The organism is Burkholderiales bacterium (assembly GCA_023511995.1).
In the GTDB taxonomy this organism is placed as follows: Bacteria; Pseudomonadota; Gammaproteobacteria; order Burkholderiales; family Thiobacteraceae; genus Thiobacter.
In genome coordinates this window covers 16,289-37,773 of the sequence record JAIMAL010000018.1, presented here as the reverse complement: position 1 = coordinate 37,773, position 21,485 = coordinate 16,289, and the positions used below count along the sequence as shown (strand labels likewise).

The following is a 21,485-nucleotide window of genomic DNA, read 5'->3' as shown; positions in this document are numbered from 1 at the left end:
CCATGGCTCCGCTTTCCGCCCCCATCGCCCTCACCAGCGGCGAGCCCGCCGGCATCGGTCCCGACCTGTGCATCCTGCTGGCGCGGGAGCTGCGCAGCCACCCCTTGGTGGTGCTCGCCGACGCGGAACTTCTCGAAGCCCGCGCCCGGCAACTGGGAGTGGCGCTGACGGTGAGCGACTACGTACCGGGGCGGCCGGTGGAAACGAAGGCCGGGCGGCTCACCGTGCTAAATGTTCCCCTCCTCGCCCCGGCCGTGGCCGGCAGGCTCGACCCCCGCAATGCGCCCTACGTGCTGGCGCTTTTGGATCGGGCGCTTTCCGGCTGTATCCGCGGCGAGTTCGCCGCCATGGTCACTGGCCCCGTGCACAAGGGTGTGATCAACGAGGCGGGCATCCGCTTTCAGGGTCACACCGAATATCTGCAGGAGAAATCCGGCGCCCCCCATGTGGTGATGATGCTGGCGGGGGGCGGGCTGCGTGTGGCCCTTGCCACCACCCACCATCCCTTGCGCGCGGTACCCGATCTCATCACCCGCGAGGGGCTCACCGCCACCCTGCGCGTACTCCACCATGACTTAAACCGCCGCTTCGGTTTGATGCCGCCCCGCATCTGCGTGGCCGGTCTCAACCCCCATGCCGGTGAGGGCGGTCATCTCGGTCGCGAGGAGACCGAAATCATCCAGCCCACCCTGGAGGCGCTGCGGGGGGAAGGCCTCGACTTGAGCGGCCCGTGGCCCGCGGACACCCTCTTCACCCGCGATACCCTGCGCCGCTGCGACTGCGTGCTCGCGATGTACCACGACCAGGGTCTGCCGGTGCTCAAGTTCGCCAGTTTCGGTGCCGGGGTGAACATCACCCTGGGCCTGCCTTTCGTGCGCACCTCGGTGGACCACGGAACAGCGCTGTCTCTGGCCGGTACCGGCCAGATCGAAAGCGGGAGCCTGCGCGTGGCCATCGACACCGCGGTGGAGATGGCCCGTCATTCCTGAATGCACCACACGCCGCGCAAACGCTTCGGCCAGAACTTTCTCCATGACCCCCACTTCGTGGGCAAGGCCATCGCCGCCATCGCGCCCCAGCCGGAAGACAACATGGTGGAAATCGGCCCCGGCCTGGGCGCGCTCACCGCACCCCTGCTCGAGGTGCTTGCGCGGCTGTCGGTGGTGGAAATCGACCGCGACCTGATCGGCAGGCTGCGCCAGCGTTTTCTCCCGGAGCGACTCACCATCCACGAGGGCGATGCGCTGAAATTCGACTTCAGCGCCCTGGGCCCGGCGCTGCGGGTGGTGGGGAATCTTCCCTACAACATCTCGACGCCACTCCTCTTCCACCTGGCGCGCTTCGCCGATCAGGTGCAGGACATGCATTTCATGCTGCAGAAGGAAGTGGTGGCGCGCATGGCGGCCGCCCCCTCCTGCGCCGCCTATGGACGCCTGTCGGTGATGCTGCAATACCGTTTCCACATCGAGCCCCTGTTCGAGGTGCCAGCGGGTGCCTTCACCCCCCGACCCCGGGTGACCTCCGCCTTCGTCCGCCTGCGTCCCCTGCGTCCCCTGCCCCATCCGGCACGGGACGAGGGGATTTTTGCTAGTATTGTGACTTCTGGCTTTTCCACCCGGCGGAAGACCTTGCGCAACGCCCTGCGGTCCCATCTGGAAGACGCCGATTTCGCCGCACTCGGCATCGATCCTTTGCTGCGCGCGGAGAATCTCTCCGTTGCCGATTTCGTGCGTCTGGCCAACCACGTGGTGGCCCGCCATGGTCAATCCTGAACCGTCCCCCTGGCTTGCCCCGGAAGAGGTCGCGCGCCGGCTCGCTCTCTCCCAACGCTATCTGGACGCCCTGTCCAAGGCGACCCTGCTGCTTCTGGAAAGCGGCGACGAACAGAACTGGGTGGAGGTGCTGCGCCTGCTGGTGGAGACCACCCGGGCTTCCCACTGTTGCCTGTTTCTCAACACCACCGCCCCCGACGGCGCGCCGGTGGCGCGGCTTGCCGCTACTTGGTCGGCAGTGGAGACGAGCTGGCTTTCCAATTTCGGCGGCTTCCGCGTCCTCTTCTACGAACGCTATCCCAATCTCAGCGACCGGCTGCACGTGGGCATGGTGTTCGCCGCCACGGCGCGGGAATTCACGGCGGAGGAAAGGGCGCTCTTCGAGCCGGCGGGGATTGGCAGCGTGTTGTGCATCCCCCTCCTCATGAGCGGGGAGATGATGGGTTTTCTCGGCCTTTTTTCGGTGGCCCCCGAACGCACCTGGGAGGCCACCGAGGTGGACGTCCTGTGCACGGTGGCCAACGAGCTTTCCCTCGCCCTGCTGCGGCAGCAGACGGAAAACGCCCTCAAGGCGAGCGAGGCGCGGCTCAAGACCCTGGTGGGCGTCACCGAGGATGTGGTGGTGGAATACGACGGCAGCCAGACCGTGCACCGGGTGTGGACGGAAAACCCGCTCTTCCGCGAGCTTGTGCCAGCGGACCCCGGCGGGCGCCTGCTGTCCGAGGTTTTCCCGGAGGAGGTGGCCACCGCCCTCGTCGCCGTCACCCGGGATGTGCTGCGGGGCGCAAGCCGCCATGCTGAATTCACCCTGCACACCCGAGCCGGGCCACGGCTTTTCCTTGGCCGCATGCAGCGGCTGCCAGGCAGTGACGCGGCGATGCCCCACATCGTCGCCCTGCTGCGCGATGTCACCGATCTGCGCGAGGAAGAGGCGCGGCGCAAGATCATGGTGGACACCCTGAACCTCCTGGACGAGGCCATCATCGATCTCGACCCCGCCGGCAATCTCCAGGCCGCCAGTGCCGCCTGGCATCGGCTGTGCGCAGCCACCCCCCTTGCGCCGGGCCCCCATCCCTTCCTGCAATACGTGCAAGCCGACGATCAGGCGCAGGTGCTCTCAACCCTCAAGTCCCTCGCCAGTGGCGAGAAGAAACTGGCCACGCTGCGCTTTCGCATGCTGCGCCCCGGCAGCGAACAATTGTGGGTGGAGTGCCGGCTTCTGGCGCTCACCGGACCGGAAGGGCAGGTGGTGAGTCTGCGCGGCATCCTGCGCGATGTGACCGCCATGTATCTGCAGGAAAAACGCATCCGCCAGCTTGCCCTGCACGATGCCCTCACCCAGCTTCCCAACCGGGTGCTCTTCGAGGAACACCTGCAGCATGCCATCGCCCGCGCCCAGCGCAATGGCACCAAAGTGGCGCTGGGCTTCATCGACCTCGACCACTTCAAGCACATCAACGACACCCTGGGGCACAAGGCGGGGGACACCGTGCTCCTCACCTTGAGCCGCCGCCTGTCGGCCGTGCTGCGGGAATCCGACGTGCTATCCCGCTGGGGCGGCGACGAGTTCGTGGTGCTCCTTGCCGACAGCAATGAGGAGGCGGATTTCCGCCAGGTGGCGCGGCGCCTGTGCGAAGCCGCGCGGCAACCCATCGATGTGGAGGGCATCGCCACCCGGCTCACCCTTTCCATCGGCTTTGCCATCTATCCCGATGATGCCGAGGATGCGGAGACCCTCACCAGCCTGGCCGATCACACCATGTTTCACGCGAAGAAGATGGGGCGCAACAACGTCCAGTTCTTCCGCGAAATCCAGGGCACGGTGCTGGACCGGGAAAACGTGCTGTTGCAAACCCGTCTCGCCCAGGCGATCCAGGAAGGGCAGATGCAGATTTTCTATCAGCCCATCGTCGATGCGGACAGCGGCCGCATCGTTTCCCTGGAAGCACTGGCCCGCTGGCACGACGATCAGAACGGCTGGGTGCCGCCCGATGTCTTCATTCCCATGGCGGAACATCTGGGCCTCATCCACGAGCTGGGCGAGCAGGTGTTCCAACACAGCCTGGAACGCCTGCGTGTCTGGCGCCACGCCGGCTATAGCGTGAAGGTGGCGGTGAACATTTCCCGCGCCCAATTGTTCGCACCCAATTTCGTGGAACGCCTCACCACCAAGGTGGCGGAATATGGCCTGCATCCCTCGGACCTCATCCTGGAGATCACCGAAAGCGTTGCGCTGCTCGATGTCTCCTACGAATCACGCCGCCTGCAGGAACTTGCCGCCAGCGGCTTCGAGCTTGCCATCGATGATTTCGGCACGGGTTATTCCGGGCTGGCGCAGTTGCACGAGATGCCGGTCTCTCGCCTGAAGGTGGATGCCTCCTTCACCGCCCGCATCGGCAGCGAGGACGGGCAACGCATCCTGCAGGCCATCGTGCAGATGGCCCAGGCGCTCAACCTCAACACCATCGTCGAAGGCGTCGAACGCGCCGAACAGGTGCAATACCTGCTGCGGCTGGGGGTGCGGGAGATGCAGGGTCAGTACTTCGGCGATCCCATGCCCGCCGGGGTGTGCGACATGCTGCTTGCCCAGAGCCGCTGAGCTGCCGCTAAGACTGCGCGATAAAGGCGTCTTCCACCCCTCCGACGGCGCATCGCGAAGGACATGAAAATCCCGCTACAATACGGCTGCCAAGGCCGCGCCCCGCGCCGTCCCGGGGAGCGATGGCCGAGGACAGGTTTCCCTCCTTCTTGCGACGTATAGTCGCTGTTATCAGCAGGGCCAAAGCCCCCTTGAGGAGGGGATCGGCCAACAGAGATTTTCACCATGGCGCCTTCCGCCCTGCTTTTCACCCTGCCCGGCTGCCCCCACTGCCCCGGCGTCAAGCGTGCCCTGGAAAATCTGCAGGCGGAGGGACTCATCGATAGTCTTGAGGTCGTCGATGCGGCGCAGGCAGCCGACCGCGCCCAGGCGCTGGGGGTGCGCAGCGTCCCTTGGTTGAGAATCGGGCCGTTCCAGTTCGAAGGGGCATTGACACCGGAGGCCTTGCGCCGCTGGGCCCAACTGGCGGCCGATCCCCGGCAGGGTCTGCGGGAATACTTCATCGAAATGCTGAAAACCGGCCGCCGGGACAAGGTGGAATCCCTCATCCGGGAAGACCCGCGCCGCGCCGAAATCCTGGCGGCGCTGGTCCTGGATCCCGAGGCGGCCATGGTGGTGCGGCTGGGCATCGGTGCCGTGCTGGAGGAGTTCCAGGGCACGGCGCTCGCGCAATCGATGGTCGCCCCCCTGGCCCGGGCCCTGCCTGAGGCTTCAGCCCGGGATCGCATTGACATCGCCCATTTCCTCTCCCTGATCGGCGGCACTGAAGCCGCGGCGGTTCTTGCAAAGCTTCAGGACGATCCCGATCCGGAGGTGCGGGAAATCGCCCGCGAGGCCTTGGCGGGACAGGCGCCGCCGGCGTGAGGGGCGGGTATCGTCTAGCATTGAAACATGCCCTTCCGCATCGAGCTTTTGCCCTCCCACCACGTCTTCGAACTCGCCGGGCAGGATACGCTCCTCGAAGCCGCCCTGCGCGCAGGGGTGGCCATCAACTATGGCTGCAGCAGCGGCAACTGCGGACTCTGCCGGGCGCGCCTCGTCTCCGGTCAGGTGGAAAGGACCCGGCATCAGGATTACGTCTTCACCGAGGTGGAGAAGCAGCAGGGGTGGCTCCTCATGTGCGCCCACACGGCGCGAAGCGACGTAGTGCTGGAAGCGGGAGTGGCCACCCATCCCGAGGAAATTCAGTTCCAGGAGATCGTGGCGCGGGTGAAGGCGATCACGCCCCTCACCGACAAGGTGCGGTTACTCCACCTGCAGACGCCGCGCAGTCAGCGACTGCGTTTTCTCGCCGGGCAGAGTGTGGCGCTGGCGGTGGGGGACGATGCGGGCGTCTATGCCATTGCCAGCTGTCCCTGCGATGACCGCAACCTGCAGTTTCATGTGCGCAACCTCGGGGACCGTTTTTCGGCACGGGTCTTCGGCACGCTGCGGCCGGGGGACAGTGTGACCGTCTATGGCCCGGTGGGGGATTTCGTGCTGCGCCAGGATGCCCGCCGGCCGCTTCTCTTCATCGCCTGCAACAGCGGCTTCGCCCCCATCAAGAGCCTCCTGGAACACGCCGCCTCCCTGGAATGGGAGGAGCCCATTTATCTCTACTGGCTCGCCACGGTGGAAGGGGGCCACTACCTCGCCAACTGGTGCCGCGCCTGGGAGGATGCCCTGGACCATTTCCACTACCGGGAGCTTTCCGCCGACAACCTGGAGGAGCCCAATCCGGATCAGGTGATGGCCGCCATCCTGGCGGAACATGCCGACCTCAGCGCCTTCCAGGCTTATGTGGCCGGGCCCCAGGGCTTCACCTCCCGCGCCTGCGAGCGTCTGTTGCAACACGGTCTCACGCCGGACCGCCTGGCGGCGGCGGTGGTCTGAGGACTAGCCGGCCTGGGTGGCCAGCTTGAAGTACAGCGCCTCCTCCAGCGCGTCCTTCGCCAGCGTGTAGTCGGGATTGAGCTCCACCGCGCGGGAAAACGCCCGCGCCGCCTCGGTGAAGCGCTCCTGCGCCATGAAGGCAAGCCCCAGTTGGAAATAAAGCTCCGCATTGCCCGGGCACAGGCCGATCGCCTCGTTGAAACAATGCACCGCGACCTCCGGGGAACCCACCGCATAGCAGATGAGGCCCAGATTCACCCAGGAGGCGTAGAAATCTGGTTTCAGGGTGATGGCGCGCTGATAGCAGAAGGCCGCCTCCTGGTTGCGGCCCAAGTTCTGCAGCGCCACACCGAGCCCGTAATGGGCGGAAGCCAAAAGGGGGTCGGCCTGGATTGCCCGGCGGAAGAGCTCCGCCGCCTCTGAGAAGCGACCTTCATCGATGAGGAGCATGCCCAGGTTGTTCTGCGCCTCGGGGAAACGCGGACGCAGACTCAATGCCGCCTGGTATTCCGCGATGGCTCGCTCCCGCTTGCCCTGGGCGGCGAAGGCGCGGGCGAGGTTGTAGCGGGCAATGGCGAGCCGCTTGTCATCCCGACTGCGGCTGCCCAGAAGAATATCCACGGCGGACTGGAAAACCCGCTGCGCGGCGGCGGGGTCCTGGGCGTCCATCAAGCGGTTGCCCTCGTCCACCAGGGCGGCAACGGTCATGGCATTCTGCCGGTTGGCGGCGAGGACGGCCTGGGCCGAGCGGGATGTTTTTCTCATGTTCCCATTTACGGCGCCTGGGGCAAAATATTGAGGCTTGAATTTTTCCTCTTCTGCATCATCTAAGGAGCAGCGAAGCAAAAAGCTTCTCAAGGAGGTAGCAGACGATGAACCTGGTCTTTGCCAACGACCTGTACCAAGTGTTGGAATATCCCGAACTCAACGGGTTCGAGCTGGTCAACACCCGGCTGGGTACGGGGGTGTTTCTGAACGGGGAGTTGGCGCGCGTCTTCCGTCAGTCCATGGAAGGGCTGCGCGACCGCAACCCGACGGAAGAAGACGTGGAAGGCGTGATCGGCAATTTCGACGCCCTGATGACCCACCGTCTGGTGTATCACTGATTCCCAAGCCCCGGGCGAGCCGGGGCTTTTTGTCGGTGAGGCGCCCGGGCAAACCCCGGGCGTTTTTCTTTGCCGGGGGCCGGGCGGGCGTGACCCGCTCCCCAGCCGGCCGGCTTACGCGACTTTCTGGCCGCTGATGAGGCGGTAGCGTTCCTCCAGCACTTCCCGCGACTCTTCCACGCCGGTGATGATGCAATCCACCGGGCAGACCTCGACGCACTGGGGCGTGTCGTAATGGCCCACGCACTCGGTGCACAGGTTGGGGTCGATGACATAGATGTCCGGGCCCTGGGAGATGGCCCCATTGGGGCACTCGGGCTCGCACACGTCGCAGTTGATGCATTCGTCGGTGATTTTGAGTGACATGGCCAATTCCCCGTCTATAAGAGCTTGCTGATATTCAGCACATTCTGGCACCGAGCCGCGCCTTGATCAAGGGATGCACGAATTCGCTCACATCGCCGCCGAGGCGGGCGATCTCCCGCACCAGGGAGGCGGAGACGAACATGTACTGCTCGGAGGGGGTGAGAAACAGGGTCTCCACCTCCGGGTTGAGCCTGCGGTTCATGCCCGATAACTGCAGCTCGTATTCGAAATCCGACACCGCGCGCAGGCCCCGCAGCACCACCTGCGCCTCCTGTTCTTCTAGGAAGCGCATGAGCAGCCCGGAAAAGCCCACCACCCGCACCCCTGGCACCTCCGCGAGCGCCAGGCGCGCCATTTCCACCCGCTCCTCGAGGCTGAAGAAGGGGCGCTTGTGGGGGCTTTCCGCCACCGCCACGATGACCTCCTCGAACAGCCGGGCGGCGCGCCGCACCAGGTCCTCGTGGCCGCGGGTGATGGGATCGAAACTGCCGGGATAGACGATGCGGCTGGGTTTCATGCGCTGCCTTCGCGTCGGGCCAGACCATAATGCACAGCGCCCGCCCGTCCACTCCGGTAAAGCTCCCAGCCCGCAGGACAGACAAGGGGCGCGCCGCTTTCCACGTAGACCACACCCCCCGGGCCAAGCCGCGGCGCCACCAGGGGCCAGAGGGTGGGCAAAAGCGCCGCGGCGAAGGGCGGGTCGAGGAAGATCACATCATACACGTCCGTATCCCGGCGCAGCCAGTCGAGGGCATCGTCCTCGATGAGGACGCAGTTTTCCGCCTGAAGCCGCGCCGCGTTTTCCCGCAGGGCGAGAAAGGCCCCGTGGTGTTTTTCCACCATCACCACCCGCCGCGCCTGACGTGAGGCGGCCTCGAACCCCAAGGCACCGCTGCCGGCGAAAAGATCGAGGCAGGTCCTGCCTTCCAGGGTCTGGCCCAGCCAGTTGAAAACGGTCTCCCGGACCCGGTCCGGCGTGGGACGCAGGCCCGCCGCCGGCGGGAAAGCAATCAGCCGGCTGCGCCAGGTGCCGCCGATGATGCGCACCCGCCTGGCACCCCTACGGCTCCGGCCCACCCACCACCACCGTGACGAGTTTTTCCGGCACCACCCGCCGGCGGAAGGCTTCCCGGATCTCTCCGGCACTGACCTTGGCCACCGCCGCCGGGTAGTCATCGAGCCAGGTGAGGGGCAGGTCGTAGAAGCCGATCACCCCCAGAAAATCGAGAATCTTGCGATTGCTGTCGATGCGCAGGGGAAAACCCAGCACGAGGTTGTCCCTGGCCTGGGCAAGTTCCTGAGCGGTTGGCCCCTGCCGCAGGAAATCCTCGAGGGTGCGGCGCAAGACCGCCAGCACCTGGGGAGCGTCCTCCTTGCGGGTCTGCACACCGATTTCAAAGGGCCCCGGCTGAGCGAGGGGCAGGAAATAGCTGTAGGCGCTGTAGGCAAGCCCCCGCTTCTGGCGGATTTCCTTGAGGATGCGGGAATCGAAGCCGCCTCCACCCAGCACGTAGTTGCCCACCAGCAGCGGGAAATAATCCCCATCGCGCCGGCTCATCCCGGGCGAACCCAGCAGAATGTGCGCCTGGGTGGCGGGATGGGCAAGCCGCACGAGGCTGCCCGTAGGCTCCGGGATGGGCACGGTGAGGGGGGCGGGCGCCGGACCTTCCGGCAGGCCACGGGTGAGCCCTTCAGCGATCGCCTCGGCTTGGGCGCGGGTGACATCGCCGATCATCACCACCAGCGCCCCCGGCGCGCCGTAATGGGCGCGGTAAAAGGCGATGAGATCCTCGCGGGTTACGCGGGCAACGCTCTCCACCTCGCCGGCCGGCGGCAGGGCATACGGGTGTTCGCCATAGATGGCCTTGTAAAACGCCTTTTCGGCGAGGTAGTCGGGGCGCGTTTCCGCCTCCTTGAGGGAGGCCAGGGCCCGCTGTTTTTCTCGCTCCACCACCTCCGGTGGGAAATCCGGCTGCCCGAGAATCAGGGCGAGCAGGCGCAACGCCTCCTCCTTCTCCCGCGGACTCGTCAGGGTGCGCAGGCTGAATCCCGCGCGGTCGCGGTCGAAGGCGGTGGCAAGCTGGGCACCCACATCCGCCAGCCGGCGGGCGATCTCGTCCTCGCTCAGACCCCCGGCGCCTTTCTGCATCAGCCCCGCCACCAGGCCGGCGCGGCCGGAAAGCCCCTTGTCGTCACGGCGGCTGCCCGCGTCGAACCAGACCGCCACGTCCAGCATGGGCAGGGCATGGTTTTCCACGAAGAGCACCTTCGCCCCTTGGGAAGTACGCCAGTGCTGAATGCTCACCCCCGCGTGGGCGGATGGAACAAGGCCAATCCCCAAAAAGAGGAGCAGGAGGCGACAAAGCCCCCCGCGCAGACTTGGTCTTTCAATCGCCATGGCGCATTCCTTTCGGCGGGGCTACGGGGGTGCGGCCTTCCAGCGGCTGGGGATCGAGGGTGGCGACGGTGAGCCGCTCATCCACCAGGTATTTGCGGGCGACCGCCTGCACCTGCTCGGGGGTGACCGCTTTGAGTTTTTCGATGCGTAGCTCCACCACCTCGGGCGGGAAGCCCACGGTCACCACCTCGCCAATCTGCATGGCCTGGTAGAACATGGAATCCCGCTGATAGACCTGGGCGGCAATGAGCTGGGAGCGGATGCGGGCAAGCTCCTCGGCGCTCACCCCTTCCTCCTTGATGCGGTTCAATTCGGCGCGGATGAAAGCCTTAAGCTCGGCCACGGTCCTGCCCTCGCTGGGTGTGCCATCCACCAGGAAAAGCCCCGGCCCCCGCTGGATGGCGTCATAGGCCGCGCCCGCCTCCACCGCCACCCGGCTCTCCCGCACCAGCCGCGTGGGGAAACGGGCGGCAGCATTGGCATCCAGGACCCCGGCCAGCATTTCCAGGGCGTAGGGCTCCCAGTCCGCCTGCGGGTCCTTCAACACCGGCACCGGCCAGCCCATGAGGAGATAGGGGAGCTTCGCCGGCGCCTTCACCGTCACCCGCCGCGGTCCGGTCTGTTCCGGTTCCTGCTGGGGTTTGCGCACGGGCAGCGGCCGCGCCTTGAGCGGCCCGAAATAGCGCCGGGCGAGGCGAAAGACCGCTTGGGCATCCACATCCCCCACCACCACCAGGCTGGCATTGTTGGGGGCATACCAGCGGCGATACCAATCCCGCGCATCCTCCACCGTCATGTTGCGGAGATCATCCATCCAGCCAATCACGGGGAAGCGGTAGGGATGGGCGAGGAAGGCGGTGGCCATGAGGGCCTCATGAACCAGGGACTGGGGTTTGTCCTCGGTGCGCCAGCGCCGCTCGTTGCGCACCACTTCGATTTCCTTGGCGAACTCCTGGGGGCTTAACACCAGGTTGGTCATGCGGTCCGCCTCGAGGCGCAGGGCCAGCGGCAGCTTGTCCTTCTGCAGGGTCTGGAAGTAGGCGGTGTAGTCGCGGCTGGTAAAGGCATTCTCCCGGCCACCGGCGGCGGCGATGAGGCGGGAGAACTCCCCTGCCGGCACCTGCCGGGTACCCTTGAACATCATGTGTTCCAGCACGTGGGCCACCCCGGTGGTGCCGTTGTGTTCGTCCATGCTGCCGGCGCGGTACCAGATCTGGGAGACCACCACGGGGGCGCGGTGGTCCTCCTTGACGTAAATACGCATGCCATTGGCCAGGGTGTGGCTGACCACCTCCTGGCCGGCAAAGGCCGGCGCCAAAAGACCCAGCAGAAGACCGGCAAGTAAAGCCGCCGGCCGGGAGCGTGACGGTTTCATCGTTTTTCCTGGGGAAGAATGAGCTGGATAGTATAATCGACGCCATCTTCCGCGCTTGGGCGCGGCCATCCATCCGACCGGCTTTCCCATGTTTGGTTTCTTCAAGTCCAAATCCGAGCAGGAACCCACGACGCAAGCGCAGGCCCCCATGAGCTGGCGCGAGCGGCTCAAAAACGGGCTTGCCCGCACCCGGCAGGCCCTGGGCGCGCCCCTCGCCGCCCTCTTTGGCCGCCACGGCAAAATCGACGAGGCCCTCTATGAGGAGCTGGAGACCATTCTGCTCACCGCCGACGTGGGGGTGACGGCCACCCAGCGTCTCCTTGATGCCCTGCGGGCACGGGCGAAGCGGGACCGCCTCACCGACCCGCAGGCGCTCAAGGACGCCCTCCTCGAAGCCATGGCGGAGCTTCTCAGCCCCTTGGAAAAACCGCTCGAGGTTTCCGGTCACCGCCCCTTCGTCATCATGATGGTGGGGGTGAACGGAGCGGGCAAAACCACCACCCTCGGCAAGCTCGCCCATTGGTTCAAGGCGCATGGCAAAAGCGTGCTCTTTGCCGCCGGTGACACCTTCCGCGCCGCGGCGCGGGAGCAGCTCCTGGTCTGGGGGGAACGCAATGGGGTCACCGTCATCGCCCAGGAGAAGGGCGACTCGGCGGCCGTCATCTACGATGCCATCCAGGCGGCGAAGGCCCGGGGCATCGACGTGGTGCTGGCGGATACCGCCGGGCGGCTGCCCACCCAGCTCCATCTCATGGAGGAGCTCAAGAAGGTGAAACGGGTCATCGACAAGGCTGAGCCGGGCGCACCCCACGAGATTCTCCTGGTCCTGGATGCCAACACCGGGCAGAACGCCCTGGCCCAGGTCAAGGCCTTTGACGACGCTTTGGGACTCACCGGCCTGGTGGTGACCAAGCTCGATGGCACGGCGAAGGGTGGGGTGCTGGCCGCCATTGCCACGACGCGGCCGGTGCCGGTGCGTTTCATCGGCGTGGGCGAAGGCAAGGAAGACCTCCAACCCTTCCGCGCCCGGGAGTTCGTGGAAGCGCTCTTCGCGTGATCACCTTCAGTCAGGTCAGCAAGCGCTATCCCGGCGGCCACACGGCGCTCGCCGAGGTGAGCTTCACCATCGCCACCGGCGAGATGGTGGCCATCACCGGCCCTTCCGGCGCCGGCAAATCCACCCTGCTCAAGCTCATTGCCGGCATTGAGCGCCCCACCTCGGGCAGCGTGGTGGTGGACGGGCAGAATATCGGCCGCCTGTCGCGCAAGGCCATGCCCTACTGGCGCCGCACCCTGGGCCTCATCTTCCAGGATGCCAAGCTCCTCTACGACCGGAACTGCTTCGAGAACGTGATGCTGCCCCTGCGCATCTGCGGCATGCCGGTCAAGGAAGCCGCCCGCCGCGCCCGCACCGCCTTGGACAAGGTGGGACTTGCCCACCGGGAGCGCGCCATGCCCATCACCCTCTCCGGCGGCGAACAGCAGCGGCTGGCCATCGCCCGTGCCATCGTCAACCGCCCCAGCGTCCTCCTCGCCGACGAACCCACCGGCAACCTGGACGCCGAGTATGCGGAGCTCCTGCTGGACATGCTGGCGGCCTTCAGCCGCGCCGGCGTCACGCTGCTCATCGCCACCCACGAACCCCGGCTCGTGGAAAAACTCAACCCCCGGGTGCTGGCCCTGCGGGACGGGAGGATTCAGGCATGAGGACCTGGCTTGCCCATCAGCGCGCCGCCCTCTCCCTCACCCTGGCGCGGCTGGGGGACAGCCCCGTGGCTACACTTCTCACGGTGCTGGTGATCGGGGTCGCCCTCGCCCTGCCGGCAAGCCTCTACCTCACCCTGGACAATGTGGGCCGGCTGGCGGCGCGGTTGCCGGCCAAACCGGAAATCACCCTCTTTCTCAGCGATTCGGCGAAAAGGGGGGAGCTTGCGGGCCTCCTGGGCGCGCGGCGGGACCTCGCCGGGGTGCGCTTCGTCGGCCGCGACGAGGCCCTCGCCGGCCTAGCAAGCCGTGCCGGCTTGAAGGACGTGGTGGCCACCCTGGGCCGCAATCCCCTTCCCGATGCCTTCCTGCTCACCCCGAAAAGCACCGATCCCCAGGCTCTGGAAGCCCTGCGCCAGGAGCTGGCGCGGCTGCCGGGGGTGGCCCGCGCCACCTTGGATTCCGCTTGGGCGGAGCGGCTTGCGGCCTGGCTTGCCCTGGGGCGGGATTTCGTCCTGGTACTGGCCGGGCTGCTTGCCACCGCCCTGGTGGCGGTGAGCTTCAACACCATCCGCCTGCAGGTCCTCGCCCACCGGGAGGAAATCGAGGTGAGCCGGCTTCTGGGCGCCACCGATGGCTTCGTACGCCGCCCCTTCCTCTATCTGGGCACCCTCCAGGGCCTGCTGGGGGCGCTGCTCGCCCTGGCCCTCTTGGCAGTGGCGGTACTCTCCCTCAACGGCCGGGTGGAGGCCCTTGCCGCCGCTTACGGCTCGGATTTCCGCCTTGAGGGCCTCGGCTGGCGGGAGGCGGGTACCTTGACCGCCCTTTCCGCGGGACTGGGCTGGCTGGGGGCCTGGCTTGCCGCCACCCTTCACCTCCACCGCCATTGAACCCAGATTGTCCCCTCGGGGCAATCTGGGTCGAAGCGGGGTTTTCACATGGCGGAACTTTCCGCCCGACTAGCACTCTCAGGGGCCGAGTGCTAAACTGAAAGCACTTCTCTGGGAGGGAAATCATGACCGCTGCAATCGCTTTGCCGAATCCAACCGTGGGCAGCCTGGAAAGCTACATCCAGGCGACCAAGTCCTTCCCTGTGCTGAGCGCGGAAGAGGAGTACCGGCTGGCACGGCGGCTGCGGGACCACAATGATCTGGAGGCCGCCCGCACCCTGGTGCTGTCCCATCTGCGGGTGGTGGTGAACATCGCCCGCGGTTATGCGGGCTATGGGCTGCCCCAGGCCGATCTCATCCAGGAAGGCAACGTGGGCCTCATGAAGGCGGTGCGGCGCTTCGATCCGGACCGCGGAGTGCGCCTGGTGTCCTTTGCCATCCACTGGATCAAGGCGGAAATCCACGAGTTCATCCTGCGCAACTGGCGCATGGTGAAAATCGCCACCACCAAGGCCCAGCGCAAGCTTTTCTTCAATCTGCGCAGCATGAAGCAGAGCCTGGGCACCCTGGGGCCGAAGGAGGTGGAGGCCATCGCCAAGGACCTGGGGGTGAAACCGGAAGAGGTGGTGGAAATGGAAACCCGTCTCGATGGCGGGGACGTGGCCCTGGAACCCCTGGGCGATGAAGAGGAGCAGGGGTTCGCCCCCATCGCCTACCTCACCGACCCCGACGCCGAACCCGGCCGACAGCTCGAATACAAGGAAGGCGAGCTGCTCCGTGAGCGGGGGCTCACTCAGGCGTTGGCGAGCCTGGATGAACGCAGCCGCCGCATCATCGAGACCCGCTGGCTGCGGGAGGACAACACCCTCACCCTGCAGGAACTGGCGGCGGAATATGGGGTGTCGGCGGAACGCATCCGCCAGATCGAGGCCAAGGCCCTAAAGAAAATGAAGGCGGCCATCGTCGCCCAGGGCTGTGAAAGCGCCACCTGCTGAAGCCGCCTCAAGGAAAGTAAAAGAGCGCTGTCGGGTCCGGCAGCGCTTTTTTTATGGTCCGCGGCTTGATGGCCGGGGCCCACGGCCCCTTCAGAGGTTGGCGAGAATCACGGAAAGGAAGGAGAGCCAGCCCATCGCCACCAGGATCACCACCACGGTGAGGGGCAGGTTCTCTTTGGAAAACATAGTCTTGATCATGATCGCTCCGCTTGTCAGGCGCGCATTGTAGCCTGTCAGGGGCCGTCCTTCAATTGTTCTTCCTCCCGGCTGCCCCGCCCGCGGCCGGGCATCAGGGGATCGTCATCGTCCATGAGGATGCGCTGCGCGGGTCCTTCCAGATCGTCGAACTGGCCGCTTTTCACCGCCCACCAGATGCCCACGGCCAAGGCAAGGAAGACGAGACCAGACAGGCCGATGAGGAAGAAGAGGATACCGCTCATGACGCGACTTCCCCGCCCCGGGACGGCCGGCGAAAACGGATGGGCTCAGCGCAGACGCAGCGCATTGAGGACCACGATGAGGGAGCTTGCCGACATGCCGATGGCCGCAAGCCACGGCGGGATATAGCCTAGGACGGCAAAGGGCAGCGCCAGCACATTGTAGCCCACCGCCCAGGCGAAATTGGACTTCATGATGGCGATGGCTCGCCGGCCGGTGGCAAGGGCGCGCGCCACGTCGAGGAGGTTTTCCGACAGCAGCACGATGTCGCTGCTGGCCCGGGCCACCTGGGTGCCGCCGCCCATGGCGATGGAAACCTGGGCGGCCGCCAGCACGGGGGCATCGTTCACGCCGTCGCCCACCATGGCCACCACCCGCCCCGCGGCCTGCAGGGCCTGCAGCTTGGCGAGCTTGTCTTCCGGCCGGGCACGGGCATGCCAGTCGGCCACCCCCAGGGTCTCCGCCACGTGGCGCACCGCGGCCTCGTCGTCCCCGCTCAGGATGCTCACCCCCACGCCCAGCGCCTTGAGTCTTTCCATGAGCTCCCCTGCCTCGGGACGCAGCCGGTCGGCGAGGACGAAGGCGGCCAAGGGCTTACCCTCCACCGCGAGCCAGACCACGGTGGCACCCGCCGGCCAATCCGCGGCCTGGGGCAGCTGGGGCGTCTCCTTGAGCAGGCGGGTGCTGCCGAGGGTGTAGCGTACCCCCCCAATGGTGCCCGCCACCCCCTGGCCGGGGAGGTTCTGCGGCAGAGCCACCGGAAGGCAGGCGCGCCCCTCCACCGCGGCAAGGAAACTCGCCGCGAGGGGATGCTCGGAGGCCTGTTCGAGGCTTGCGGCAAGGAGTTTGGCCTGCTCTGCCTCCATGCCGGCGAGGGGGATGACCCGTTCCAGGGTGGGGCGGCCATGGGTGAGGGTTCCCGTCTTGTCCAGGACCACGTGATCCACGCGCGCCAGGGTCTCCAGGGCATGGCCACGGGTGAGGAGGATCCCCCGTTTGAGGAGGCTGGAAGCCGCCGCGGCAATGGCCGCCGGGGCGGCGATGGACAGCGCGCAGGGACAGGTCACCACCAGCACGGCGAGTACGATCTCGAACACCCGCCCGGGGTCCACCCAATACCAGCCGATGCCGGTGGCGAGGGCAAGCAGCAGCAGGAAGGCGGTGAAATAGGCGGCCACCCGGTCGGCGAGCATCGCCAGGCGGGGTTTCTGCGCCTGCGCCCGATCCAGGAGGCGGACGATGCCGGCGAGCACCGTGTTCTCCCCCACGCCCGTCACCCGCACCTTGAGGGGCCCTTCCAGGTTGATGGAGCCGGCGATCACGGCGTCCCCGGGGCGTTTGGGCACGGGCCGGCTTTCCCCCGTGAGCAGCGCCTCGTCGGTGCTGCTCTCCCCTTCGATGACCACGCCATCGGCGGCCACCGCCTCGCCGGGTCGCACCAGGATCAGGTCATCCACGGCAAGCTCCAGCACCGGCACCACTTCCGGCTTTTCCTCCCGCAGACGGGTGGCCATGGCGGGGGCGAGCTTGAGGAGGTTTTCCGCCGCCTCCACCGATTTTTCCCGCGCCCCCTGTTCCAGAAAGCGGGAGGCCAGCAGAATGAAGACGAACATGGTGATGGTGTCGTAATACACCACCCCCTCACCCCGCCAGGTCACCCAGGCACTGCCAAAAAAACCGGCGAGCACGGCCAGGGTTACCGGCACGTCCATGTTGAGGTGGCCGGTCCTCAGCGCTGATCTGGCACCACGGTAGAAGGGAATGGCCGAGTAGAACACGACCGGGATGCTGAGGAGGAGACTCGCCCAGCGCATGAGCTGGGCGGTGCCGTGATCCATGTCGTAGTAGTACGCGCCGGCGTAGAGGGCGATGGCGAACATCATCACCTGCGCCGAGGCGAGCCCCGCCACGAACAGCCGGCGCAGGTCGCTGGCGCGGCGCGCGCGGCGCAGGGTATCGGCGGCGTGGGCGCTGAAGGGATGGGCGGAGTAACCGAGAAGCCTGATCTCGGCGAGGATTTTGGACAGGCTGATCTCCCGCTCATCCCAGAGGATGCGCGCCCGGTGGCTGGCGTAGTTGACGTTCACCCCCTTGACGCCGGGCAACTGCATGAGATGGCGTTCATTGAGCCAGATGCAGGCGGCGCAGGTGATGCCCTCCAGAATCAACACCGCCTCCCGCAAGTGTTCGCCGGCATCGACGACGAAGCTTTTCTGGATGTCCGGGTGGTCGTAGACGGCAAGCTGCCGCAGGGCATCAGGAACCAGCTCCTGGGGCGTGGCCGGGGGCGCCGTGCGGTGGCGGTAGTAGTCCTCCAGGTGATTGGCGACGATGGCCTCCGCCACGGCCTGACAGCCCCGGCAACACATGGCGCGGGGCGCGCCGTCCACCGTCACTTTCAGGTCCACACCCGGAGGGACCGGCTGCCCGCAGTGGAAGCACTCCCCGCTCATGGCGCGCGCGCCACCGTCAGCTCACTTTCCGTCTGGTAGTGGTCACCGCCACGGCTTAAACGCACCACGGCGATCCAGCGCCCGGGCTCGGAAAGGCGCACCCAGGCGGTGTAAGTCCCGGGCTTGCCGGGGGTGAGCGTAACCGTGAGATCGCTTCCAGCCTGCGCCGGGCGCAGAAGCTTAAGCACCACCTGCGCCGCCTCCAGGGGGGAGCCGTCGCGCTCGCGGGCTTCCACCGTCACCTGGGCTGCGCCATCACGGGCCAAGGCTTCCAGCCCCTCCACCGCCACCCGCCAGCCGAGGCGCAACTGACGCTGGCGGGCACTGAGTTCGGAGCCGATTTCCTTCGCCGCCTCCACACCGTGGGGCACCACGCCGGGAAAGGCGGTGTGCACCTCACCCTGGTCCGCCCCCGGCAAAAGCCAGCGGGCTAGCCACGGCGGCAGACCCTGGCTTGCGACATAGAGAAACACCGCGTTGAGGGCCAGTACCACGAGGAAAAAGCCGATGAAGAGCTTGGGTGCCCAGTGGAGGGGGGCACGCGATGCGGCCTGCTCCCGCTCCCCGCGGTTCATCAGGGTGAGCGCCGTGGCAGCGGAAAGATAGACGGCGGTGTGGATGGCCAGCACATCGAGGCCCGCCCAGTTGCCCGTCGCATAAAGGGCGTAACCCAGGAGGGGCACCACACCGCTGATGACGCCGCGCCAGTAGTTGGAAAGCCCCAGCAGACGCAGCAGATGGTAGAGCACCACCACCAGCGCCACGCCACCGAAGAGGGTTGCAACGAAACTCATTGCACGCTGTGCTGGCTGTAGAACCGCGCCGGGCTCTCATGCACTTCATGGGGCCGGCTTTGCGGGGTGATGGTGAAGGCGAAGGATTCCACCCGCGCCGCCATCTCCGGCGGCAGCTTGACGCTAACCTGGACGAGCAGGCTTTGCCCCGGCTTCACCGTCACCCGGCGGAAATTGCCGAAGTCTGCCGCCTCCTCCGGAATGCCCCGCACGCCGAGGACGTAGGTCTCCTCGTGATCGCCGCGGTTGGCCAGGCGGATCTGGTAGCGGTTACGGATCTGGCCATCGGAGAGCACGACGAAGAGGGGTTGCCGCACCTGGATCACCGCCTGCTCCAGGTCGCTGCGATTGGCAATGGACAATGCGAGGAACACCGACATCACCACCACCGCCAGTCCATAGCCGATGACCTTCAGTCGCTTCCAGTGCAGATGGGGTTTGCCGGGGTGGGGCGACTTGATGTTGACCTCGGAATCGTAACGGATCAAGCCGCGGGGAAAGCCGATGGAATCCATCACACCGTTGCAGGCATCGATGCACAGGCCGCAGGAGATGCAGGGATACTGCAAGCCATTGCGGATGTCGATGCCCACGGGACACACCTGCACGCACAGGGTGCAGTCGATGCAATCGCCGTAGCCCTTGGCCTGGCGCTCCTCCCGCGTCTTCGCGCCGGGGCGCAGGGGCGCCCGGCCCAGGGTGCCGTCGCCGCGCTTTTCGTCGTAGGTGACGACGAGGGTTTCCGGATCGTACATCACGCTCTGGAAGCGGGCGTAGGGACAGACGTACATGCAAATCTGCTCCCGACCGAGCCCCGCGGCGACATAGGTGGTGAGGGTGAGGATCAGCACCGTGCCATAGGCGGCCGGATGAGCCGCGCCGGTGAAGAAATCACGCACAAGCTCCGGCGCATAGGTGAAATAGGCGGCGAAGGTGAAGGCCGTCCAGAAAGCCACCAGCAGCCACACCAGATGGGTCGCCCCCACCTTGAGGATTTTCTCCCGGTTCCATGGCTGTTTGTACAGCCGCACCCGCTGCGGCCGTTCCCCCTGGATCAGTCGCTCGATCCAGACGAAGAAATCCGTCCACAAGGTCTGGAAGCAGAAATAGCCGCAAAAGGCCCGTCCCACCAGGGCGGTGACGAAAAAGAGAAGGGCGGCGGCGATGAACAGCAACATCCCCAGCCAGAGAATGAGCTCCTGGGGATAGACCACCAGGCCGAAGAGGTAGAACTTGCGGTGTGCCAGATCGAACATCACCGCCTGGGCAGGGCCTTCGTGGCGCGGCCAGGGCAGCCACACCAGGCCGAAATAGACGCTGTAGGCGAGAATGAGCACGCCCCACTTGAAACGGCGGAAGGCGCCCTTCACCGAACGGGGAAAGATGGGGATGCGTTTTTCGTAGAGCGCGCTCTGCTCTTCGATTCCGGCCTGCATGCCAGTCCTCGGATGAAAAGACCCCGCCACGGGGCGGGGTCAAGGGGGAAGACGACGGGCCGCAGGGCAGCCCACGCGGACCATGAAGAAGCTGGCCGCGGGCACCCTGGCCGCCTGCTTACTTGCCGCCGCCCAATTCGTGCACGTAGACGGCAAGGAGCTTGATCTGCTCGGGCTTGAGACGATCCTTCCAGGCCGGCATCACCCCCTTGTTGAGGCCCTGACGGATGACGGTCTTCACCGCTTCCACCTTTTTCTCTGGCGTATCGGCGGCGGGCACGTTGGCCCACAGCCAGATTTTGTCGGTGAGATTGGCGGAACCCACTTCCTGGCGTCCCTTGCCATCGTCGCCGTGGCAGTAGAAGCACATGGCATCCATGGAATGGAAGAGCGCATTGCCCGCCTGCGCCTTGGCGGCATCGGCCTTCTCCCCGGACAGGGAAAGCACGTAGTGGGCAAGGGCCTCGATCTGCTCGCCGGTGAGCACCGTGCCAAAGGCGGGCATGAAGCCGCGACGACCGTAGAGGAGGGTTTCGTGGATTCTCTCCAGCGTGCCCCCGTACAGCCAGTCATCATCGGTGAGATTGGGGAAGTGGCCCACCACACCCTGGCCACCGGCCTGATGGCAGGCGGCGCAGTTGTCCCCGAACAATTGCTTGCCGGCGGAGATCACGAAGCTATTGAGCTCCGGGTCCTTGGCGATCTGCTCCAGGGGCAGGGCGGCGATGCGGTCGTAATAGGGTTTCTGCGCCTTCGCCGCCTCGTTCATCTCGGCCATCAGTTCGGCGCGGGTGTTCCAGTGGGTGGTGACGGTCTCGCCTTTGGCGTTGACATAGGTCACCTTGGCTACCCCCGTGGTGTAGCCCTTACCCAGCGGCCAGGCGGGATAGAGCACCCAATAGACAACGGCGAAGAGGATGGTGAGATAGAAGGCCCATACCCACCAGCGGGGCAGCGGGTTATTGTATTCCTGCAGGTCCCCATCCCAGGCATGCCCGGTGGTCTGCACGGTATGCGACTGCAATCTTTCCTTGCTCATGACTTGCCTTTCATATCACTGCCAGTCCTTGCCCCCCCTTCGCCATCCCCGGCCTTGGCGGCGCCGGGGTGGACACCCGGTGCTTGCTCTTCCTCATCGAGGAAGGGGATGTCCTTGTAGGATTCCAGCTTCTGGCCGCGCTGCCTGTTGCCGAAGACGAACCAGAGGATGCCCAGGAAGGTGACGAAGAAAATCAACAGCCCGAGCGGCTTGCTGTTCTCCGGATGGGAAAGCCATTCGAGCATTGG

Annotated in this window: 22 protein-coding genes; 10 read left to right on the top strand and 12 right to left on the bottom strand. The window is 66.0% G+C overall.

All coding sequences use genetic code 11. From position 1 onward, the window contains the following. The first annotated feature begins 2 nt into the window (after positions 1-2). The 5 genes from pdxA (at position 3) to K6T56_09870 (ending at position 6,243) form a co-directional block, all read left to right on the top strand. Positions 3-989: a 4-hydroxythreonine-4-phosphate dehydrogenase PdxA gene (pdxA, locus tag K6T56_09890; GenBank protein MCL6556659.1), complete on the top strand. Its 987-nt coding sequence runs from the start codon at positions 3-5 to the stop codon at positions 987-989. Continuing rightward, positions 990-1,772, top strand: coding sequence for a 16S rRNA (adenine(1518)-N(6)/adenine(1519)-N(6))-dimethyltransferase RsmA (rsmA, locus tag K6T56_09885; protein ID MCL6556658.1), 783 nt, complete (start codon positions 990-992; stop codon positions 1,770-1,772). It abuts the gene before it with no gap. Then, positions 1,759-4,371 carry an EAL domain-containing protein gene (locus K6T56_09880; protein ID MCL6556657.1) on the top strand — a complete coding sequence of 871 codons (2,613 nt, stop codon included), beginning with the start codon at positions 1,759-1,761 and terminating at the stop codon, positions 4,369-4,371. Before rsmA ends, K6T56_09880 begins: the two co-directional genes overlap by 14 nt. A gap of 225 nt (positions 4,372-4,596) precedes the next feature. Continuing rightward, a complete protein-coding gene (locus K6T56_09875) occupies positions 4,597-5,235 on the top strand; it encodes a thioredoxin family protein (GenBank protein MCL6556656.1) in 639 nt (212 codons plus the stop codon). 27 nt (positions 5,236-5,262) lie between these two features. Then, a complete protein-coding gene (locus K6T56_09870) occupies positions 5,263-6,243 on the top strand; it encodes a 2Fe-2S iron-sulfur cluster binding domain-containing protein (protein MCL6556655.1) in 981 nt (326 codons plus the stop codon). A 3-nt stretch (positions 6,244-6,246) separates the two neighbouring features. Here K6T56_09870 and K6T56_09865 read toward each other — a convergent pair whose 3' ends face one another. Then, positions 6,247-7,008, bottom strand: coding sequence for a tetratricopeptide repeat protein (locus K6T56_09865; protein ID MCL6556654.1), 762 nt, complete (start codon positions 7,006-7,008; stop codon positions 6,247-6,249). A gap of 107 nt (positions 7,009-7,115) precedes the next feature. On the opposite strand from K6T56_09865, the gene K6T56_09860 reads away from it, so the two are divergent. Then, the gene (locus tag K6T56_09860) at positions 7,116-7,349 is read left to right on the top strand and encodes a DUF3567 domain-containing protein (GenBank protein ID MCL6556653.1); all 234 of its coding nucleotides are present in this window, start codon (positions 7,116-7,118) and stop codon (positions 7,347-7,349) included. A gap of 114 nt (positions 7,350-7,463) precedes the next feature. Here K6T56_09860 and K6T56_09855 read toward each other — a convergent pair whose 3' ends face one another. Genes K6T56_09855 through K6T56_09835 form a run of 5 tightly spaced genes read right to left on the bottom strand, consistent with a single transcriptional unit; the run spans position 7,464 to position 11,488 of the window. After that, positions 7,464-7,715 carry a YfhL family 4Fe-4S dicluster ferredoxin gene (locus K6T56_09855; GenBank protein ID MCL6556652.1) on the bottom strand — a complete coding sequence of 84 codons (252 nt, stop codon included), beginning with the start codon at positions 7,713-7,715 and terminating at the stop codon, positions 7,464-7,466. Between the two features lie 34 nt (positions 7,716-7,749). Beyond that, positions 7,750-8,232 carry a pantetheine-phosphate adenylyltransferase gene (gene coaD / locus K6T56_09850; GenBank protein MCL6556651.1) on the bottom strand — a complete coding sequence of 161 codons (483 nt, stop codon included), beginning with the start codon at positions 8,230-8,232 and terminating at the stop codon, positions 7,750-7,752. Beyond that, the gene (gene rsmD, locus K6T56_09845) at positions 8,229-8,891 is read right to left on the bottom strand and encodes a 16S rRNA (guanine(966)-N(2))-methyltransferase RsmD (protein MCL6556650.1); all 663 of its coding nucleotides are present in this window, start codon (positions 8,889-8,891) and stop codon (positions 8,229-8,231) included. Before rsmD ends, coaD begins: the two co-directional genes overlap by 4 nt. Further along, a complete protein-coding gene (locus K6T56_09840) occupies positions 8,776-10,113 on the bottom strand; it encodes an insulinase family protein (protein MCL6556649.1) in 1,338 nt (445 codons plus the stop codon). The genes rsmD and K6T56_09840 overlap by 116 nt, the downstream gene beginning before the upstream one ends. Beyond that, the gene (locus tag K6T56_09835) at positions 10,103-11,488 is read right to left on the bottom strand and encodes an insulinase family protein (GenBank protein MCL6556648.1); all 1,386 of its coding nucleotides are present in this window, start codon (positions 11,486-11,488) and stop codon (positions 10,103-10,105) included. The genes K6T56_09840 and K6T56_09835 overlap by 11 nt, the downstream gene beginning before the upstream one ends. Positions 11,489-11,576: 88 nt before the next feature. On the opposite strand from K6T56_09835, the gene ftsY reads away from it, so the two are divergent. From ftsY to rpoH, 4 genes are all read left to right on the top strand, one after another. Then, on the top strand, positions 11,577-12,545 hold the full coding sequence (ftsY, locus tag K6T56_09830; protein ID MCL6556647.1) for a signal recognition particle-docking protein FtsY: 969 nt from the start codon (positions 11,577-11,579) through the stop codon (positions 12,543-12,545). Further along, on the top strand, positions 12,542-13,195 hold the full coding sequence (gene ftsE, locus K6T56_09825; protein MCL6556646.1) for a cell division ATP-binding protein FtsE: 654 nt from the start codon (positions 12,542-12,544) through the stop codon (positions 13,193-13,195). The genes ftsY and ftsE overlap by 4 nt, the downstream gene beginning before the upstream one ends. Beyond that, complete coding sequence (ftsX, locus tag K6T56_09820; protein MCL6556645.1) at positions 13,192-14,082, top strand: permease-like cell division protein FtsX; 891 nt, start codon at positions 13,192-13,194, stop codon at positions 14,080-14,082. Before ftsE ends, ftsX begins: the two co-directional genes overlap by 4 nt. Positions 14,083-14,207: 125 nt before the next feature. Continuing rightward, positions 14,208-15,077, top strand: coding sequence for an RNA polymerase sigma factor RpoH (gene rpoH, locus K6T56_09815; protein ID MCL6556644.1), 870 nt, complete (start codon positions 14,208-14,210; stop codon positions 15,075-15,077). Positions 15,078-15,310: 233 nt separating this feature from the next. Here rpoH and ccoS read toward each other — a convergent pair whose 3' ends face one another. From ccoS to K6T56_09785, 6 genes are all read right to left on the bottom strand, one after another. Continuing rightward, a complete protein-coding gene (ccoS, locus tag K6T56_09810; GenBank protein MCL6556643.1) occupies positions 15,311-15,517 on the bottom strand; it encodes a cbb3-type cytochrome oxidase assembly protein CcoS in 207 nt (68 codons plus the stop codon). A gap of 45 nt (positions 15,518-15,562) precedes the next feature. Continuing rightward, a complete protein-coding gene (gene cadA, locus K6T56_09805) occupies positions 15,563-17,968 on the bottom strand; it encodes a cadmium-translocating P-type ATPase (protein MCL6556642.1) in 2,406 nt (801 codons plus the stop codon). Next, entirely contained in the window at positions 17,965-18,762 is a 798-nt protein-coding gene (locus K6T56_09800) for a FixH family protein (GenBank protein MCL6556641.1), read from the bottom strand. Before K6T56_09800 ends, cadA begins: the two co-directional genes overlap by 4 nt. Beyond that, positions 18,759-20,198 carry a cytochrome c oxidase accessory protein CcoG gene (gene ccoG, locus K6T56_09795; protein ID MCL6556640.1) on the bottom strand — a complete coding sequence of 480 codons (1,440 nt, stop codon included), beginning with the start codon at positions 20,196-20,198 and terminating at the stop codon, positions 18,759-18,761. Before ccoG ends, K6T56_09800 begins: the two co-directional genes overlap by 4 nt. Before the next feature lie 118 nt (positions 20,199-20,316). After that, entirely contained in the window at positions 20,317-21,237 is a 921-nt protein-coding gene (gene ccoP / locus K6T56_09790; protein MCL6556639.1) for a cytochrome-c oxidase, cbb3-type subunit III, read from the bottom strand. Continuing rightward, complete coding sequence (locus tag K6T56_09785) at positions 21,234-21,482, bottom strand: cbb3-type cytochrome c oxidase subunit 3 (protein MCL6556638.1); 249 nt, start codon at positions 21,480-21,482, stop codon at positions 21,234-21,236. The genes ccoP and K6T56_09785 overlap by 4 nt, the downstream gene beginning before the upstream one ends. Positions 21,483-21,485 lie beyond the last annotated feature (3 nt).

Excerpts from the sequence above, each read along its gene's own strand:
- ftsY (MCL6556647.1), top strand. The coding sequence starts at position 11,577 with ATGTTTGGTTTCTTCAAGTCCAAATCCGAGCAGGAACCCACGACGCAA.
- K6T56_09835 (MCL6556648.1), bottom strand. The coding sequence starts at position 11,488 with ATGAAACCGTCACGCTCCCGGCCGGCGGCTTTACTTGCCGGTCTTCTG.
- K6T56_09840 (MCL6556649.1), bottom strand. The coding sequence starts at position 10,113 with ATGGCGATTGAAAGACCAAGTCTGCGCGGGGGGCTTTGTCGCCTCCTG.
- ccoP (MCL6556639.1), bottom strand. The coding sequence starts at position 21,237 with ATGAGCAAGGAAAGATTGCAGTCGCATACCGTGCAGACCACCGGGCAT.
- K6T56_09865 (MCL6556654.1), bottom strand. The coding sequence starts at position 7,008 with ATGAGAAAAACATCCCGCTCGGCCCAGGCCGTCCTCGCCGCCAACCGG.
- K6T56_09880 (MCL6556657.1), top strand. The coding sequence starts at position 1,759 with ATGGTCAATCCTGAACCGTCCCCCTGGCTTGCCCCGGAAGAGGTCGCG.
- K6T56_09785 (MCL6556638.1), bottom strand. The coding sequence starts at position 21,482 with ATGCTCGAATGGCTTTCCCATCCGGAGAACAGCAAGCCGCTCGGGCTG.
- K6T56_09855 (MCL6556652.1), bottom strand. The coding sequence starts at position 7,715 with ATGTCACTCAAAATCACCGACGAATGCATCAACTGCGACGTGTGCGAG.
- ccoG (MCL6556640.1), bottom strand. The coding sequence starts at position 20,198 with ATGCAGGCCGGAATCGAAGAGCAGAGCGCGCTCTACGAAAAACGCATC.
- ccoS (MCL6556643.1), bottom strand. The coding sequence starts at position 15,517 with ATGAGCGGTATCCTCTTCTTCCTCATCGGCCTGTCTGGTCTCGTCTTC.
- rsmD (MCL6556650.1), bottom strand. The coding sequence starts at position 8,891 with ATGACTACCCGGCGGCGGTGGCCAAGGTCAGTGCCGGAGAGATCCGGG.
- rpoH (MCL6556644.1), top strand. The coding sequence starts at position 14,208 with ATGACCGCTGCAATCGCTTTGCCGAATCCAACCGTGGGCAGCCTGGAA.
- pdxA (MCL6556659.1), top strand. The coding sequence starts at position 3 with ATGGCTCCGCTTTCCGCCCCCATCGCCCTCACCAGCGGCGAGCCCGCC.
- coaD (MCL6556651.1), bottom strand. The coding sequence starts at position 8,232 with ATGAAACCCAGCCGCATCGTCTATCCCGGCAGTTTCGATCCCATCACC.
- K6T56_09870 (MCL6556655.1), top strand. The coding sequence starts at position 5,263 with ATGCCCTTCCGCATCGAGCTTTTGCCCTCCCACCACGTCTTCGAACTC.
- K6T56_09875 (MCL6556656.1), top strand. The coding sequence starts at position 4,597 with ATGGCGCCTTCCGCCCTGCTTTTCACCCTGCCCGGCTGCCCCCACTGC.
- K6T56_09800 (MCL6556641.1), bottom strand. The coding sequence starts at position 18,762 with ATGAGTTTCGTTGCAACCCTCTTCGGTGGCGTGGCGCTGGTGGTGGTG.
- K6T56_09860 (MCL6556653.1), top strand. The coding sequence starts at position 7,116 with ATGAACCTGGTCTTTGCCAACGACCTGTACCAAGTGTTGGAATATCCC.
- ftsX (MCL6556645.1), top strand. The coding sequence starts at position 13,192 with ATGAGGACCTGGCTTGCCCATCAGCGCGCCGCCCTCTCCCTCACCCTG.
- cadA (MCL6556642.1), bottom strand. The coding sequence starts at position 17,968 with ATGAGCGGGGAGTGCTTCCACTGCGGGCAGCCGGTCCCTCCGGGTGTG.
- rsmA (MCL6556658.1), top strand. The coding sequence starts at position 990 with ATGCACCACACGCCGCGCAAACGCTTCGGCCAGAACTTTCTCCATGAC.